The 15806-nt window shown below is 60.3% G+C and carries 11 protein-coding genes and 1 tRNA gene; 9 read left to right on the top strand and 3 right to left on the bottom strand.

The annotated features are described in order from the left end of the window. Positions 1 to 65 precede the first annotated feature (65 nt). The 4 genes from FFI89_RS08700 (at position 66) to FFI89_RS08715 (ending at position 5209) form a co-directional block, all read left to right on the top strand. Positions 66 to 2009 carry a PrkA family serine protein kinase gene (locus FFI89_RS08700; protein ID WP_138834718.1) on the top strand — a complete coding sequence of 648 codons (1944 nt, stop codon included), beginning with the start codon at positions 66 to 68 and terminating at the stop codon, positions 2007 to 2009. Between the two features lie 13 nt (positions 2010 to 2022). Next, positions 2023 to 3300, top strand: a complete 1278-nt coding sequence (locus tag FFI89_RS08705) for a YeaH/YhbH family protein (RefSeq protein WP_138834720.1) — start codon at positions 2023 to 2025, stop codon at positions 3298 to 3300. Further along, positions 3297 to 4841: a SpoVR family protein gene (locus FFI89_RS08710; RefSeq protein WP_138834722.1), complete on the top strand. Its 1545-nt coding sequence runs from the start codon at positions 3297 to 3299 to the stop codon at positions 4839 to 4841. The genes FFI89_RS08705 and FFI89_RS08710 overlap by 4 nt, the downstream gene beginning before the upstream one ends. A 158-nt stretch (positions 4842 to 4999) precedes the next feature. Further along, complete coding sequence (locus FFI89_RS08715) at positions 5000 to 5209, top strand: hypothetical protein (protein WP_074825557.1); 210 nt, start codon at positions 5000 to 5002, stop codon at positions 5207 to 5209. A gap of 774 nt (positions 5210 to 5983) precedes the next feature. Here the strand turns inward: FFI89_RS08715 and FFI89_RS08730 are convergent. Both FFI89_RS08730 and FFI89_RS08735 read right to left on the bottom strand, forming a co-directional pair. Beyond that, positions 5984 to 7162: a MalY/PatB family protein gene (locus tag FFI89_RS08730; protein ID WP_138834724.1), complete on the bottom strand. Its 1179-nt coding sequence runs from the start codon at positions 7160 to 7162 to the stop codon at positions 5984 to 5986. Positions 7163 to 7210: 48 nt separating this feature from the next. Then, on the bottom strand, positions 7211 to 8992 hold the full coding sequence (locus FFI89_RS08735; RefSeq protein WP_138834725.1) for an acyl-CoA dehydrogenase: 1782 nt from the start codon (positions 8990 to 8992) through the stop codon (positions 7211 to 7213). A 282-nt stretch (positions 8993 to 9274) separates the two neighbouring features. Between FFI89_RS08735 and FFI89_RS08740 the strand changes: the two genes are divergently transcribed. Next, positions 9275 to 9349, top strand: a tRNA-Gln gene (locus tag FFI89_RS08740). Between the two features lie 289 nt (positions 9350 to 9638). On the opposite strand, the gene FFI89_RS08745 is transcribed toward FFI89_RS08740, so the two are convergent. Continuing rightward, positions 9639 to 10379, bottom strand: a complete 741-nt coding sequence (locus FFI89_RS08745) for an IclR family transcriptional regulator (RefSeq protein WP_138834727.1) — start codon at positions 10377 to 10379, stop codon at positions 9639 to 9641. A 254-nt stretch (positions 10380 to 10633) separates the two neighbouring features. On the opposite strand from FFI89_RS08745, the gene FFI89_RS08750 reads away from it, so the two are divergent. The 4 genes from FFI89_RS08750 (at position 10634) to FFI89_RS08765 (ending at position 15244) form a co-directional block, all read left to right on the top strand. Continuing rightward, a complete protein-coding gene (locus FFI89_RS08750) occupies positions 10634 to 11479 on the top strand; it encodes an amidohydrolase (protein WP_138834729.1) in 846 nt (281 codons plus the stop codon). Positions 11480 to 11495: 16 nt separating this feature from the next. After that, positions 11496 to 12707, top strand: a complete 1212-nt coding sequence (locus FFI89_RS08755; RefSeq protein ID WP_138834731.1) for a CaiB/BaiF CoA-transferase family protein — start codon at positions 11496 to 11498, stop codon at positions 12705 to 12707. Between the two features lie 77 nt (positions 12708 to 12784). Beyond that, positions 12785 to 13957 carry an NADH:flavin oxidoreductase/NADH oxidase gene (locus FFI89_RS08760; protein WP_138834733.1) on the top strand — a complete coding sequence of 391 codons (1173 nt, stop codon included), beginning with the start codon at positions 12785 to 12787 and terminating at the stop codon, positions 13955 to 13957. Positions 13958 to 14032: 75 nt separating this feature from the next. Continuing rightward, positions 14033 to 15244 carry an ABC transporter substrate-binding protein gene (locus FFI89_RS08765; RefSeq protein WP_138834734.1) on the top strand — a complete coding sequence of 404 codons (1212 nt, stop codon included), beginning with the start codon at positions 14033 to 14035 and terminating at the stop codon, positions 15242 to 15244. The last annotated feature ends 562 nt before the right edge of the window (positions 15245 to 15806 follow it).

Here is a 15806-nt window from a genome sequence, read left to right on the forward strand (position 1 = left end):
AACTCCGTCTATCCAGTTGAGGCGCGCGCGTTGCGGCAGGCCAGCGACGAGATGAGGAGCGGATCATGTATAACGATTCTCTGTTCAATGCGTTTGCAAGGTCCTTCGAGGCCCGCAGCGAAGTCGATATGTCGATGGCGGAATATCTGGAATCGTGTCGAGGCGATCCGATGCGATATGCCAATGCAGCCGAGCGGTTACTCGCGGCGATCGGTGAACCCCAAATGATCGACACGGCCAAGGACCCCCGCCTTGGCCGTATTTTTTTGAACAGGACCATGCGCGCCTATCCGGCGTTCGCTGGCTTCCACGGCATGGAAGAGACAATCGAGCGCATTGTCGGTTTCTTCCGGCACGCGGCCCAGGGCCTGGAGGAACGTAAGCAAATTCTTTATTTGCTCGGCCCCGTCGGCGGCGGCAAATCGTCCCTTGCCGAGCGGCTCAAGTCGCTGATGGAGGTCCATCCGATCTATGTGCTCAAGGCGGGCGACGAACTCAGCCCCGTCTTCGAAAGCCCGCTCAGCCTGTTCGACCCCGAAACCCTGGGGCCGATGATCGAAGAGAAGTACGGCATCCCGCGTCGCCGCCTCAATGGATTGATGAGTCCATGGTGCTACAAGCGGCTGGAAGCCTTCGGCGGCGATATCTCGCGATTCCGTGTGGCCAGGATCCAGCCTTCGCGATTGCGCCAGATCGGAATCGCTAAGACCGAGCCCGGCGACGAAAATAATCAGGACATCTCGTCGCTGGTCGGCAAGGTCGATATCCGCAAGCTGGAGACTTTTGCGCAGAACGACCCCGACGCTTACAGCTATTCCGGCGGGCTCAACCGCGCCAATCAGGGTGTCCTCGAATTTGTCGAGATGTTCAAGGCGCCGATCAAGATGCTGCATCCGCTGCTGACGGCGACGCAGGAGGGTAACTATATCGGCACCGAGAATATCGGGGCCATACCCTTCACCGGTGTCATTCTCGCGCATTCCAACGAATCCGAATGGCAGAGCTTCAAGACCAACAAGAACAACGAAGCCTTCATCGACCGCATCTGCGTGATCAAGGTGCCGTATTGCCTGCGGGTCACGGAAGAGCAGAAGATCTACGAGAAGCTCATCTCCAGCTCCGAGCTTGCCTCCGCGCCGTGTGCGCCGTCGACACTGGAGACGTTGGCGCGCTTCTCGGTGATGTCGCGCCTGCGCCGGCACGAAAACTCGACGCTGTTTGCAAAAATGCGGGTCTATGACGGCGAAAGCCTGAAGGAATCCGATCCGAAGGCGCGCAGCGTTCAGGAATACAAGGATGCGGCGGGAGTCGACGAGGGCATGGACGGAATCTCGACGCGGTTTGCGTTCAAGGTTCTGGCGTCGACCTACAATCACGATACGACGGAAATCGGCGCCGACGCCGTCCATCTGATGTACACGCTGGAGCAGGCGATCCGCCGTGAGCAGCTTCCTGACGAAGTCGAAAAGCGATACCTTGAGTTCATCAAGGCCGATCTTGCGCCGCGCTACGCCGAGTTTATCGGGCACGAGATTCAAAAGGCCTATCTCGAATCCTATTCGGACTATGGGCAGAACCTGTTCGATCGCTACGTCGATTATGCCGATGCCTGGATCGAAGATCAGGACTTCAAGGATCCCGATACCGGACAATTGCTCGACCGGGAGCTTCTCAATCAGGAGCTGACAAAGATCGAGAAGCCTGCGGGCATTGCCAACCCGAAGGATTTCCGTAACGAGGTCGTCAAATTCTCGCTGCGGTCGCGGGCGCAGCACGGCGGCAAGAACCCCTCCTGGACCAGCTACGAGAAGATCCGGGAAGTGATCGAGAAGCGAATATTCTCACAGGTCGAAGACCTGCTTCCGGTCATTTCGTTCGGCTCGAAAAAGGACGGCGAAACCGAGCGCAAGCATGGCGAGTTTGTCGAGAGAATGGTCGAGCGAGGCTACACCGAGCGCCAGGTCCGCCGGCTGGTCGAGTGGTACATGCGCGTGAAGCAGGCCGGCTGAGGCGGATGAAAACGTGGCCATTCATATCGTCGACCGGCGGCTGAATCCGGGCAGCAAGAGTCTTGAAAATCGTCAGCGCTTCCTGCGCCGGGCCAAGGCCTTGGTTCAGGGGGCTGTCAAGAAGTCGTCGCAAGACCGGGACATCAAGGATGTCCTGGAAGGCGGTGAGATCAGTATCCCGCTCGACGGCATGAATGAGCCGCGCTTTCGCCGCGAGGGCGGTACGCGCGACATGGTGCTTCCCGGAAACAAGAAGTTCGTCGAAGGCGATCTCCTGCCGCGACAGGGGCAGGGTGGCGGGAAGTCGAGTGCTCCGGGCGAGGGCGACGGTGAGGACGGCTTCCGTTTCGTCCTCAGCCGCGACGAGTTTGTCGATCTGTTCCTCGACGATCTGGAATTGCCCGATCTCGCCAAGCGCAAGCTTGCCGAGGTCGAAAGCGAGGGCATTCATCGCGCCGGTTACGCGACCTCCGGCTCGCCCGCGAATATTTCGGTGAGCCGGACGGTCAGCCGCGCAATGGCGCGGCGGGTCGCTTTGCGCAGGCCGCGGCCCGAGGCGCTGGCGGCGCTCGAAGCCGAGCTTGCGGATTGCAGCGAGGCGCGGCGCGCCGAGATCGAGGCCGAACTCGAAGCCTTGAAAGCCAAGATACGTCGGATCCCGTTCATCGATCCGATCGATATCAGGTACCGGCGTTTTGAAACGACGCCGAAACCGGCGGCGCAGGCCGTGATGTTCTGTCTGATGGATGTGTCGGGCTCGATGACCGAGCACATGAAGGATCTCGCCAAGCGCTTCTACATGCTGCTCTACGTCTTTTTGAAACGGCGCTATCGCCACGTCGAGATCGTCTTCATCCGGCATACCGACAAGGCCGAAGAAGTCGACGAGGAAACCTTCTTTCGCGGGCCGGCGTCCGGCGGCACCCTGGTGTCGAGCGCACTTGAGGCGATGCACGATATCGTCAGGTCGCGGTTTCGTCCGGCGGACTGGAACATCTACGCCGCGCAGGCATCCGATGGCGACAATTCGAGTTCGGACAGCGAGGCCGTGGCTCGGCTGCTGACGGAGATGATCCTGCCGGCCAGCCAGTTCTTTGCCTATCTGGAAGTCGGTCAGGACAACGGCCTGACCTTCGATATGCCTGACTCGTCGCTATGGACGCTGTACCAGCGGTTGCGCATCGAAGGCGCGCCGCTGTCGGCGCGCAAAGTCTGCGAACGCAAGGAAATCTTCCCGGTGTTCCACGACCTGTTCAAGCGCCGCGGAAAACAGGAGAGGGTCGCCCGATGACCGCGACGGACCAATTGCTGTTTCAAGGTTCGGATTGGGATTTCCCGACACTGCAGCGTATCTCCAACGCCTGTGAGGATATTGCGTGCTCGGAACTGGGTCTCAGTATCTATCCCAACCAGATCGAAGTCATTACGGCCGAACAGATGCTGGACGCCTATTCGTCCGTCGGCATGCCGCTGTTCTACAAGCATTGGTCGTTCGGCAAGCACTTTGCCTATGAGGAGGCCTCCTACCGCAAGGGGCTGACGGGTCTGGCGTATGAGATCGTCATCAACAGTTCGCCATGTATTTCCTATCTGATGGAGGAAAACACCGCGACGATGCAGACACTGGTGATTGCGCATGCCGCGTTCGGACACAATCATTTCTTCAGGAACAATTACCTGTTCAAGCAGTGGACTGACGCCGAGGGTATCCTGGACTATCTCGAATTTGCCAAACGCTATGTGACGCAATGCGAGGAGCGCCATGGGCGTCAGGCGGTCGAACAGACGCTTGATGCGGCGCACGCCCTGCGGTCGCACGGCGTCGACCGGTATGCCGGCAAGAAGAAGCTCGACCTTCGCGCCGAGGAGGAGCGCGCCGGAAAGCGCCGTTTGTACGAACAAAGCGCTTTCAACGACCTCTGGCGAACCGTTCCGGTCGGACCCGTCAAGAGCGGGGCGGTGCTCAACGCCGAGCGCCGACGCAAGCTGCTCGGGCTACCGCAGGAAAACCTGCTGTACTTTCTCGAAAAATCGGCGCCACGCCTGCAGCCCTGGCAGCGTGAATTGCTGCGGATCGTGCGGCATATCGCGCAGTACTTCTACCCGCAAAGCCAGACCAAGGTCATGAACGAGGGAACTGCGACCTACGTTCACTACCGCATCATGAATCGGCTGCACAAGCTGGGCAAATTGTCTGACGGCAACTTTCTGGAATTCCTGAAGTCGCATACCAACGTCGTGTTCCAGCCTGAATTCGACGATCGAGGTTTTTCGGGCTTCAACCCTTACGCGCTTGGTTTTGCGATGATGCAGGACATCGAGCGCATCGTCACCGATCCGGAGCAGGAGGATCGTGAGTGGTTTCCGGACATTGCGGGCAGCGGCGATGCGATGGCGGTTCTGCGCGACGTTTGGGCCAATTATCGCGACGAAAGCTTCATCAGCCAGTTCCTCAGCCCGCGGCTGATGCGACACTATCGCATGTTCCATCTACACGACGATCCGGAGCAAAAGGAAGGCATCAGGGTCGACGCCATTCATGACGAGCGCGGCTATCGTCGTCTTCGCCGCGAACTGGCGCGGCAATATGACGTTGGTGTCATCGACGCCAATATCGAAGTCGTAGACGTCGATCTTGCCGGCGACCGCCGCCTGATGTTGCGTCACAACGTCGTGAAAGGTGCCAGACTGAACGAGACGGATGCGGCACATGTGCTGCAGCACCTCGCCAATCTCTGGAGCTATGATGTTTCGCTTGTGGAGGTCGACGAAGCAGATGTGGTCCTCAAGGAACACAAAATGACGCCCCGGCCGGTCGCGGCTGTCGCATAGTTGGCGAGCGTAGCGCCTTGAACGAAGAGTCCCGGAACCAAAGCATCGCAACTGTGCCCGCAATTCACTTTCGCGTTTATTTTTCGGCCTGCGGCCTCGTTTTTGAGCGCGGCGTTATCTAGATCGTACTTACTGATACGTCATCAGCGAGTCGCGAAATGGGTAAGGAAGAAAAAACCGACGCGGAACTCGAAGATATGATCCTTCAGCGCCTGGTGATTGGTGGTGTCTTTGTATCTGTGCGCAAGGATCCAATCCTCGGCTGGCGTCCCACGGTGGTCACCGCGCCGAAACACACTAAAAACGCGCAAGAACTTGCCGACAAGATAGCCGCGGAACTGCGCAAGAAATTCATCTTGAAGGAGTGATGCCGCGCGCCCGCAGCTCGCATAAGGCATTCAGGCGAGGCTGAAGCCGATTTCCTGGATTTCGCAGGGGTGACCGTCGGCAGACGAGTCGCCTTGCGCGCAATAGCGAAATCGTCTTGCGCGTGCGACAAATCAACCCGTCGGGCAAATCAGTACGAAAGTCTGTCCAGCCCTTCGCGCAAAAATATTCCGCTTCCGTCGTCAGGTAGAAACACTTTAAGGATTCCCGCCATCCTGTCCCACCAAAGGGGCGTTGGCCATCGTCGCAAACGAGGGGCAGGGAGCGATGGACGCGAAGGCTGCGACTGACGAGCGTGGTCATTGCGTACGGTGAAATCGTTTGGGTCCGACGCCCCGGTGCTGGCGTCAAGTTGGCGGAAGCGAAAGCCGACGTCGATGATGGTGGCAAGAAAGCCGGTCACCAGGACGAAATCGTATAAGCCGTAAAGCCATTGCGCAGGGAAGGCCGGAGGCTCTCCGCTGAACCTGTATGCTCGTGTGCAGTTTTGTTTTGTGCAATCGCACGCGAGACCGCGGGTGCAGCGCGCACCCGGTCTTCCCTGCGCCCTCTGATTTGGAGGGCAAGGTTTCTTGCAAAACTCCGGGCGCATCGCGCCGCGAGAATGCGAAGGTATGTCCACCGTCATTGCGAGCGCAGCGAAGCAATCCATCGCGTCACGCAAAGGAAGAATGGATTGCTTCGCTGCGCTCGCAATGACGTGGCGGCGTACTGGATCGCCCATGACCATCCTACGTCGTCGCATCCGCCCCTTACTATCGCAGATCTCGAAAAGCCTCATCCAGCCGGTCGAGCGCCTCGTTGAGAATCGGGCGCGGGGTGGCGAAGTTGAAGCGCAGCCAGGTTTCACCGCCCGGCCCGAATTGCTCGCCGGGGCTGGCAAAAATCCGCGCCCGGTCCTTGACCCGCGCGGCAACGTCCGCCGGCGCCAGTCCGGTTCCGGAGAAATCGACCCAGCCGAGATAGGTCGCATCGAGCCGCATCGAACGTGCGCCGGGCGCGGCGCGCTCGATGCGGGTGTCGAGCAGGTCGCGGTTGCCGGCCAGATAAGGCAGCAGCGCATCGAGCCAGGTTTCGCCGGTTCGCCAGGCCGCTTCGGTCGCGATCATGCCGAAGGCGTTGTAGGAAGCGAGTCCGCTGGCCGCGATGCGCGCGTCGAGCTTTGCCTTCAACACCGGATTGGACGTGAAGCATGCGCCGACATGGGCACCGGCGAGATTGAAGGTCTTGGTGGCGGCAACGCAGGTAATCAGGCGATCCGCGATCTCGGGCGCAGCCGACAGCGTCGGCGTGTGCTTGACGTCGCCCAGCAGCAGGTCGCAGTGGATCTCGTCGGACACCAGGATCAAATTGCGTTCGGCGCAGAAGGTGGCGAGCGCACGGATCTCCTCGACCGTCCAGACGGTGCCGCCCGGATTATGCGGGCTGCAGAAAAACACGATTCTGGTGCGCGGCGTGAGTTGTGCGCCGAGCGCTTCGAGATCCATCTCGTAGCGGCCCTGGCGCAGCACCAGTTGCGCGTCGTGGATGCGCCGCTCGTTGGCGAGGATGATCTTGCGAAAGGCGTGATAGGCCGGTGGAAACACCACGACCTCGTCGCCGGGCTCGGTGACGGCCTGAAGGATAAGACCCAGCCCGGAGACGACACCCGGCGTCTGGCTTATCCACGCCGGGTCGATCGACAGGCCGTGCCGTCGCGCCAGCCATTCGGACGCCGACGCCGCCCAGCTTCCGGTGTCGCCATAGTAGCCATGGACGGCACGGGTCACGTCAGCGGTCAGCGCTGCCGTCACGCCCGGAGGCGCTGCGAAATCCATGTCGGCGACCCACATCGGGATTCCGTCGGAAGCGGTGATCCCCGAGAGCTTTGCCATCATGTCCCACTTCGACGCGTGCGTGCCGCGGCGGTCAATAACGCGATCGAAATCAAACATCGGGACGGTGGCTCCTGCCTGAGAGATACTGTGGCGTCAGATGCGCCCTTACGCCAGCAGCACCGCGTCGGCGCCGTTCACGGCATCGGCGCTGTCGATCACGGTTTTCTCCAGCGAACCGGATTGAACCGTGACGTTCTCGGCAAAGAATCTCGCCAGCGTGACATAACGCTGCGGATCGCCGGCGTCGCCGTTGGCTTTGGCGGCGAGGGCTTCGCCGGCCAGCATGCAGCCGCCGAGCGTGGAGCCGAACAGCCGCAGATACGGCGTCGCACCCGCCAGCGCGTCGTTCGGCGCCGAGGCGACGCGCTCCAGCAGCCACTTGCTGGCGCGCTCAAGCGAGCCCAGCGCGTCGCGCAATTTTGCGCCGGTGGTGCCGAAGGCGGGGTCGTTCGAGGCTTCGACCTGCTTGACGATGCCGGAGAGCTCGTCGAGCAGCGCCGACACCGAGGCGCCGCCGTTGGCCGCGAGTTTGCGCGTGACCAGGTCGATCGACTGGATGCCGTTGGTGCCCTCGTAGATCGAGGTGATGCGCGCGTCGCGGTAGTGCTGCGCGGCGCCAGTCTCCTCGATGAAGCCCATGCCGCCGTGGATCTGGACGCCGAGATAGGTCACCTCGTTGCCGATGTCGGTGGAGAAGGCCTTTGCGATCGGCGTCAGCAACGCGCCGCGGGCCGCGGCGTCGCTGCGAACCTTGGCGTCCTTGGCGCGCACGGAGACGTCGAGCGCCACGGCGGTGGCGTAACAAATCGAGCGCGCGGCAGCGGTCATGGCGCGCATCTGCATCAGCATGCGCTTGACGTCGGGATGGACGATGATGGCTTCCATGCCGTCGCCCTTCGAGCCGATGGCGCGGCCCTGCTTGCGCTCCTGAGCGAACGCCAGCGCCTGCTGATAGGCGCGGTCGGCAATGCCGACACCTTCCAGGCCGACGCCGAGGCGGGCCTGGTTCATCATCGTGAACATGCAGAGCATGCCGCGATTTTCCTCGCCGATCAGGTATCCGATCGCGCCGCCCTGGTCGCCCATGGTCATGGTGCAGGTCGGCGAAGCATGCATGCCGAGCTTGTGCTCGACGCCGCTCGGATAGATATCGTTGCGGGCGCCCAGCGAGCCGTCGGCATTGACGAGGAATTTCGGAATCAGAAACAGCGAGATGCCCTTGGTGCCCGCGGGGGCATCGGGCAGGCGGGCCAGCACGAAATGCACGATGTTATCGGTCATGTCGTGGTCGCCATAGGTGATGAAGATCTTGGTGCCCTTGATGCGATAAGAGCCGTCGGGCGCACGCTCGGCGCGGGTGCGCAGGGCACCGACGTCGGAGCCGGCCTGCGGCTCGGTGAGCTGCATGGTGCCGGTCCATTCGCCGGTCACCAGCTTCTCCAGGTAGATCTTCTTCAACTCATCGCTGCCATGGGCGTCGAGCGCCTCGATGGCGCTGAGAGTCAGCAGCGGGCAGAGGCCGAACGCGATGTTGGAGGCGCTCCAGATTTCGGTGCAGGCGGCGTTGATCGCGAGCGGCAGGCCCTGGCCGCCGAAAGCCTCCGGACCCGACACCGCGTTCCAACCGGCCGCGGTCCAGCGCTGATAGGCGTCGGGCCAGCCGGGGGCGGTGGTCACCTTGTTGGCCTCGAGCTTGATGCCGTGTTCGTCGCCGACACGGTTGAGCGGCGCCAGCACGTCGCCGGCGAATTTGCCGGCTTCCTCCAGCACGGCGGCGGTGATGTCGCCGTCGAAATCGCCGTAATGGCCGGCCTTCACGGCGGCCTCGAGGCCGGCACCGTGATTGAGCGCGAGCAGGATGTCGGAGATCGGCGCGCGGTAGGTCATGACGGGCATCTCGCTTTGACGGAAACGGAGGCTGCCGTCTTCCCACGAAACCAGCCTTGTCTCAACTCTCCGATCGGCGGTATCGGGCCGCGCCGGGGGGAAAACGGGCTCGCGGAAGGGACCCCCAAATCACCCATTATAAAGGGTACCGTCGATGGGCCTGATTTCGGGTGAAATTGGCGCTTCCAGCCTGTTGAAATGGCCGAACTCCGTCTATAGACCGGCGTTGCCGGAAGGGGGATCGCGCCGGCGCGATCCCCGACTGTTCCAAGACCGGCCTGTTGGGGCGTAGCCAAGCGGTAAGGCAGGGGATTTTGATTCCCCCATTCGGAGGTTCGATCCCTCCCGCCCCAGCCAGCCAGTCTCTCAACTAGAGATAGTTGGCGCATTCTGGTGAGAAATACCGCATTTATTGGCATTTCGCGAGTTTTCGACCGGTCTCCAGTCTCCGGAAAGTGGCAACTCTAGCGAGAATTCACGGAAAGTCTCCAGCCAAAACCGCAAAAACTCCCGGTTTGTGGAGACTTTCAGCGGAGACAAATTTCGATCTGACTGAGCGGTAGGGATGGCAGGCGCATTCCGGTCATCTCTCGCTTGATTCACGGCTGTTTGCTGCCTCGGGCAGGCTGCCGAACAGCTGCTGGTGTCACTTCAGTAACCGCGCGATGCCTTCGCGAATACAAGCCAGGATTTCGTCCTGTCGCTCTTCGAGACGTGATACCGGCCCGCCGACGCCAAGAACCATGTCGCGTCCGAAATCGCGTTTCGGGAGCAGCACGGCAATCACGCCTGCGTCCTGGACGATGATGTGTTTGGAGAACATATAGCCATCGCGCCGGATGCCGTTGATGATCTTCATCAGCGCATTCAGTTCGAAGTGTTCTTCTGGAGGACAAACGGCATTTATGCGGCGCAGCAGCCGGGCAATCTCGACGTCAGAGTGGCCGCTGAGCAACGTGCGACCAATTCCACTGATCGCAAGTGGTCGAACCTCTCCCGGCTTCACTTCAAACCGCAGGCGCTTGCTGGTTTGCAGACAGTGGATGTACTGAGCATGCAAATCGGACTGCGTGCTGATATTGACGAGCTCGTCCAGTTCCTCGTGAACGAAGTCGACCAGCGCAAGGATGGCGCTGTCGCCGAATAGCCCGGCGTCAAGCCACCGGCCCATCTGGGCGATGCGCATCGTCGGCATGTAGGTGCGATTGTAACTGTCGTAGAACAGGTATCCCAGCATCGCCATGCTCTTCAGCAAGGCTGCGGCACTGGAAGTCGGATAGTCACACTTCGTCGCGACTTCCTTCAGCGAAATCGGTCGTTTCACTTCCTCGAAGTACTCGAGGACTTCGAAGATCCGCTTGGCTGATTTTATGCCGGAATTTATCATTTACACGTATATGGAAAGAATTCTGAGTGGGTGACGAGGAGTACTTTGATACGCTCGAATTTAGAACCAAAACGTACTGTAAAATAGCACCATACAGCTTTCGCCGCAATCATTTTCCACATATATAGAAATATAACTATGTACCTGTAATTTGTAGACTCTGACAAGCGCTGCCCTTAGTCTTCCCCGCGGCTGGCAAGGCCGCGGCGCAACAGCCGCTCAAAAAACAAGAAACGTCCCAGGGATTTGCTTGCATGGAATATCGATTGCCCGAAGGCAGCTGCGATTGTCATTTTCATATCTACGGCCCCTTCGATCGCTTTCCGGCTGGAAATGAAGGACGCTTTACTGCCGCGCAGCCGTTCACGATCGAAGACGCCTTTGCCATCTGGAACAAGCTCGGCATCACGCGCGGCGTCATCGTCCATGCGGTGGGGTCGGGAGAAGATAACGCCGTCACCTACGATGCACTACGCCGGCATCCTGACAGGCTTCGTGCCGTCGCGATCTTGCGGCCCGACGTCTCGGATCGCCGGCTTGATGAACTCACCGACGCCGGTTTCAAGGCGGTGCGCGTCACCATGATCCGGCAGGACGGCAAGCCGGTCTCGACGCTCGGCACCAGCTACGACGATCTGGTCAAGCTCGCCCCTCGTCTCGCGGAGCGAGGCTGGCACGCCCAGCTTTGGATCGAGAGTTCGGATCTGGCTGCCGCCGCAGCCGAGCTTGAAAAGCTGCCGCTCACTTACGTGATCGACCACATGTCGCGGACCATGGCCGACAAGGGGCACGAGCACCCCGACTTTCGCGCCTTCACCGAACGGCTGAAGACTGGCCGCTACTGGACCAAGATTTCAGGGGCAGACCGCAACACGCGCGTCGGCCGTCCCTATTCGGACACAGCTCCGTATATGCGCGCCATCGTTCAGGCTGCGCCCGATCAGGTCGTGTGGGGCAGCGATTGGCCCCATGTGGGCCACAGCGCCGAGACTGTTCCCGATCTTCAGGATCTGCTTCGTCTGCTGCACGAATCCGTCCCCGACGAAGCCACCCGTCGAAAGATCCTGATCGCCAATCCGGCGCGGCTCTACAATTTCTGACAAAACAGAGGAAGTCTTGGACAATAACAAAACGTTGCCGCTCGAAGGCGTGATCGTCATCGATCTCGGCCAGGTATATCAGGGTCCATATGCCGGCTTCCTGATGGCGCAGGCCGGAGCGACCGTCATCAAGGTCGAGCCGCCGAACGGCGAGCCGGTGCGTCATCGCGCCCGCATCAGCAAGGGCAACGCCGTCCCGTTCGCGATGCTCAATGCCAACAAGCGCAACATCAGTCTGAACCTGAAGTCGCCGGACGGCGTCAGGATCCTGAAAGAGCTCGCGGCAAAGGCCGACGTGCTGATCGAGAACTACGCGCCGGGGGTGCTCGATCGATTGGGCGTCGGCTATTCCGTTCTTAGCGCCATCAATCCGCGGCTCATTTACGGCTCGGCCACCGGCTACGGTCTGTCGGGTCCCGATCGGGATAATCTGGCGATGGACCTGACTGTCCAGGCGGCGTCAGGCATCATGAGCGTGACCGGCTTTGCCGATGGTCCCCCGGTCAAGGCGGGTCCGGCCATCACCGACTTCATCAGCGGCGTTCATCTGTACGCCGGCATCCTCACCGCGCTTTACGATCGGGAAAAAAGCGGCCGCGGTCGGCTGGTCGAGATCGCGATGGTCGAGACCGTCTATCCGGCAATGGCCTCGAATCTGGCCGATGTCTTCAACCGCAAGGCGGCGGGGCCTCGCACCGGCAACCGTCACGGCGGGCTCGCGGAGGCTCCTTATAATGTTTATCCCGCATCCGACGGGCATGTCGCCATCATCAGCGTCAACGAATCTCATTGGGCCGGGTTGACGCGCGCGATGGGGCGGCCGGAGCTGGCCGGCGATGCGCGTTTCAAGACCGTGCTCGACCGCCTGAAGCACATCGATCTTACGGACCAGATCGTGTCCGAGTGGTCCTCGCGGCTCACGCGCCATGAGATCACCGAGCTTTGCCGTGCCAACCGAGCGCCCTGCGCCGCGGTTCGCGACTTGCGCGAGGTGACCGAGGACAAGCACCTCCACGCCCGGGGCATGTTGCGCGAAATCCAGCATCCGGAATACGGCGACATTCTCGTTCACCGCAGTCCGCTGGTGCTCCACGATACCAAGGCGCCGGAATACATCCCGTCCGCGCGTCTCGGTCAGCACAACAGCGAAGTCCTGTCGGAATATCTCGGCCTGTCCGATGGCGAGATCGATGCGTTGCGCCACTCCGGCGCCATTGCGCAAGCGTGACGACGAGCACGCCATGCGCGGCCATCACGAACGTTGTTCGATAAATTTCCCGGTCCGCTAGTTCAAGGAAGATCCAGATGGTCAAGCTGTTTGAAAGCATCGCATTCCGTGGCGTCGAGCTCAGCAACCGGGTCGTCGTCTCGCCGATGGGGATGTATTCGGCCGAAAACGGCTACATCACGCCCTTCCATCTGGTTCACTATGGCAAGTTCGCCATGGGTGGGGCCGGGCTCGTCTTCGTCGAGCAGACGTCGGTCAGCCGGAAGGGGCGCATCACCAACGGTGATCCCGGGCTGTGGGAGGACGGCCAGATCGACGGCATGCGCCAGGTTGTTCATGTCATCAAATCGCATGGCGCAAAAGCAGCGATCCAGATCAATCACGGCGGCCGAAAATCCAGCCAGCAGCGCGCGTTCCGGGGCAACAGCCATTTGACGGATCGCGATGTCGAAATGGGAGAGGAAACCTGGGTGCCCACGGGCCCATCGGATGTCCCCTTCGCCGATGGCTTCCAGACCCCTGTTCCCCTCACCAGGGAAGGTCTCGTTGGCGTGCGCGATGCATTCGTCGCGACCGCGCGCCGGGCCGTACTGGCGGGCTTCGACGTCATCGAACTGCACATGGCGCACGGCTATCTGTTGCAATCCTTCCTGTCGCCGCTCGCCAATTTCCGCACCGACGACTATGGCGGCAGCCTGGAAAACCGGATGCGGTTTCCGCTCGAAGTGACGCGCGCCGTGAGAGCCGCCCTCCCCTCGGCCACACCTCTGTTCGTGCGTATCTCGGCCACCGACTGGATCGACGGTGGCTGGGAAATCGAAGACAGCGTTGTCTTCTCCCGCAAATTGAAGGAGCTGGGCGTCGATCTGGTCGACTGTTCGACGGGCGGCAATCTGCGTGCCGGATCGACCAATGCCAATCTCGGTCGCGGTCCAGGCTACCAGGTGCCGTTTGCGGAACGAATTCGCCACGAGGCCGGCATTGCGACTGGCGCGGTCGGCATGATCCGAACCCCTGATCTTGCGGAGAAAGTTCTGCAGGATGGCCGTGCCGACCTCATCTTCATCGCCCGCCAGATGCTCTTCAATCCGTTCTGGGCGCTCCACGCCGCAGAACATTTCGGGTTGACCGGCAATTTCGAACAATGGCCCGAACAATACGGGTGGTGGCTTGCCAAGTGGGGCGGCGCTCTTCGCGCCAGTGGAGAGAGCCTGGATGGGCTGGAGCGATATCGCGAAGCGGCCGAATAGAACTCTGCCGGGCGGATAGCGTCGCAAAATCAATCGTAACTTCGAGTGCAAAAAAATCCAAAGGGAGCGAAAAAAATGAGAAACGTGCTGGCATCGTTGGCGATCTTTTTAACTGTCGCCTCGGCTCATGCGCAGGCGCCTGCGTCGAAGCCGGTCAAGCTCGGCGTGCTCAACGATCAGTCGGGCCAATACGCGGACGCCGCGGGGCCTGCGGCCGTTGAAGTCGCCAAAATGGCGATCGCCGATTTCGGCGGCAAGTTGCTGGGACAGCCGATCGAACTCGTTTTCGCCGATCATCAGAACAAGACGGATATCGCGTCCGGCATCGCCAGGCGGTGGATGGATATCGAAAACGTCGACGTCCTTCTTGATATTGGAAACTCTGCGGTCGCGCTGGCCCTCGCCGATTTGGTCCGGGACAAGAACAAGATCATGATCGTGTCGTCGGCGGGAGCTTCGGCGATCACGAACGAGAAATGCTCCGCCAACAGCTTCCAATGGACCTACAATACCCACACGCTGGCGCGCAGCACCGCGAAAGCATTGATGGGGCAGGGCGGAAACGAATGGTTCTTTCTGACGGCCGACTATGCCTTCGGTCAGGCTTTCGAAGCCGATGCTTCTGCCGTGGTCAAGGAATCGGGTGGCAAGGTCGTCGGTTCGGTGCGGCACCCCTTCAACACCAGCGACTTCTCGTCGTTTCTGCTGCAGGCCCAGAACTCCAGCGCCAATGTGCTGGCTCTCGCCAACGCCAGCGGTGATACCACCAACTCGCTCATGCAGGCTCACGAGTTCGGCCTGCTCGGCCTGAAGAGCAAGATGCGGGTGGCAGCCTTGCTGTTCCAGATCACGGATGCCAAGGCGGTGGGTCTTCCCAACATGCAGGGTCTGTACACGTCGGAGGCATTCTACTGGAATCGAAATGACACGTCGCGCGCGTTCGGGAAACGGTTCTTCGACAAGGTTGGGCGTATGCCGACCATGGTTCAGGCCGGAATGTACTCGGCAACCATGCACTACCTGAAGGCCGTCGAAGCTGCCGGAACGCTCGATACCGGCGCCGTGCTTGCAAAATTCCGTTCGTTGCCGGTGAATGATTTCTTCTCGGAGAAGGGTTATGTCCGCGAAGACGGCATGCACGTCCATGATTACTATCTGCTGCGAGCAAAGACGGTGGAGCAATCCAAGGGGCCTTGGGATTTTTATGACGTCGTTGCAACGGTGCCGGCCGACGACGCCAACATTCCGCGCGAACAAAGCAAGTGTCCGCTCATGAAGAAGTCTTGATTTCTCAGTCGCCTCTGTAATGTCGGAGCGGCAGCCGCAGCGCTGCCGCTCGAGGCTTCCCCTGACGCTGAGAGTAGCTGGTTACTTCGTTCCGTTGTCTTCCATGCTTGAGTTCTTTGGACTCCGCGCAGTCTATTAGACCATCTGGAGCTTGGCGCGTTAGGCGCGCGCGTTCGAGGATTAGGGTTGGAAGCGTCGCTGTTTGGCCCCTTTGCAGACATCGCAATTTGGATAGAATACGTCTGGTCTGTAGGGCTAAAAGCCGACTGTCACGTGCCCTTCCAGTGTTCGAGAAATGGCTTACTCTCGGTATCGGGGGAACGTCTCTGGTCTCCACTTCGTCTACCAAGAAGCCGATAAGTCTCCGAGGTTGAAAACCGCGGTTTTCAGGCCAAATTCTCTTGAGATTTCAAAGGCCAAATTTCATTCGGGAATGTAGTTGTTCGATCCTTCCCAAGGAAGCCAAGCAGTCACTCAACTATAGATAGCTAGCACTTTTTGGGCGAATGCCCCTTATTTATAGGGGTTTTTAGACATTCGTCCCGCGTCTCCAGTCTCTGGA

Origin of the sequence: Bradyrhizobium sp. KBS0727, assembly GCF_005937885.2 — a bacterium.
Taxonomy (GTDB): Bacteria; Pseudomonadota; Alphaproteobacteria; order Rhizobiales; family Xanthobacteraceae; genus Bradyrhizobium.

Bases quoted from the DNA above. Each gene is read 5' to 3' on its own strand.
- FFI89_RS08700 (WP_138834718.1), top strand. From the start codon at position 66: ATGTATAACGATTCTCTGTTCAATGCGTTTGCAAGGTCCTTCGAGGCC.
- FFI89_RS08710 (WP_138834722.1), top strand. From the start codon at position 3,297: ATGACCGCGACGGACCAATTGCTGTTTCAAGGTTCGGATTGGGATTTC.
- FFI89_RS08715 (WP_074825557.1), top strand. From the start codon at position 5,000: ATGGGTAAGGAAGAAAAAACCGACGCGGAACTCGAAGATATGATCCTT.
- FFI89_RS08730 (WP_138834724.1), bottom strand. From the start codon at position 7,162: ATGTTTGATTTCGATCGCGTTATTGACCGCCGCGGCACGCACGCGTCG.
- FFI89_RS08735 (WP_138834725.1), bottom strand. From the start codon at position 8,992: ATGACCTACCGCGCGCCGATCTCCGACATCCTGCTCGCGCTCAATCAC.
- FFI89_RS08745 (WP_138834727.1), bottom strand. From the start codon at position 10,379: ATGATAAATTCCGGCATAAAATCAGCCAAGCGGATCTTCGAAGTCCTC.
- FFI89_RS08750 (WP_138834729.1), top strand. From the start codon at position 10,634: ATGGAATATCGATTGCCCGAAGGCAGCTGCGATTGTCATTTTCATATC.
- FFI89_RS08760 (WP_138834733.1), top strand. From the start codon at position 12,785: ATGGTCAAGCTGTTTGAAAGCATCGCATTCCGTGGCGTCGAGCTCAGC.
- FFI89_RS08765 (WP_138834734.1), top strand. From the start codon at position 14,033: ATGAGAAACGTGCTGGCATCGTTGGCGATCTTTTTAACTGTCGCCTCG.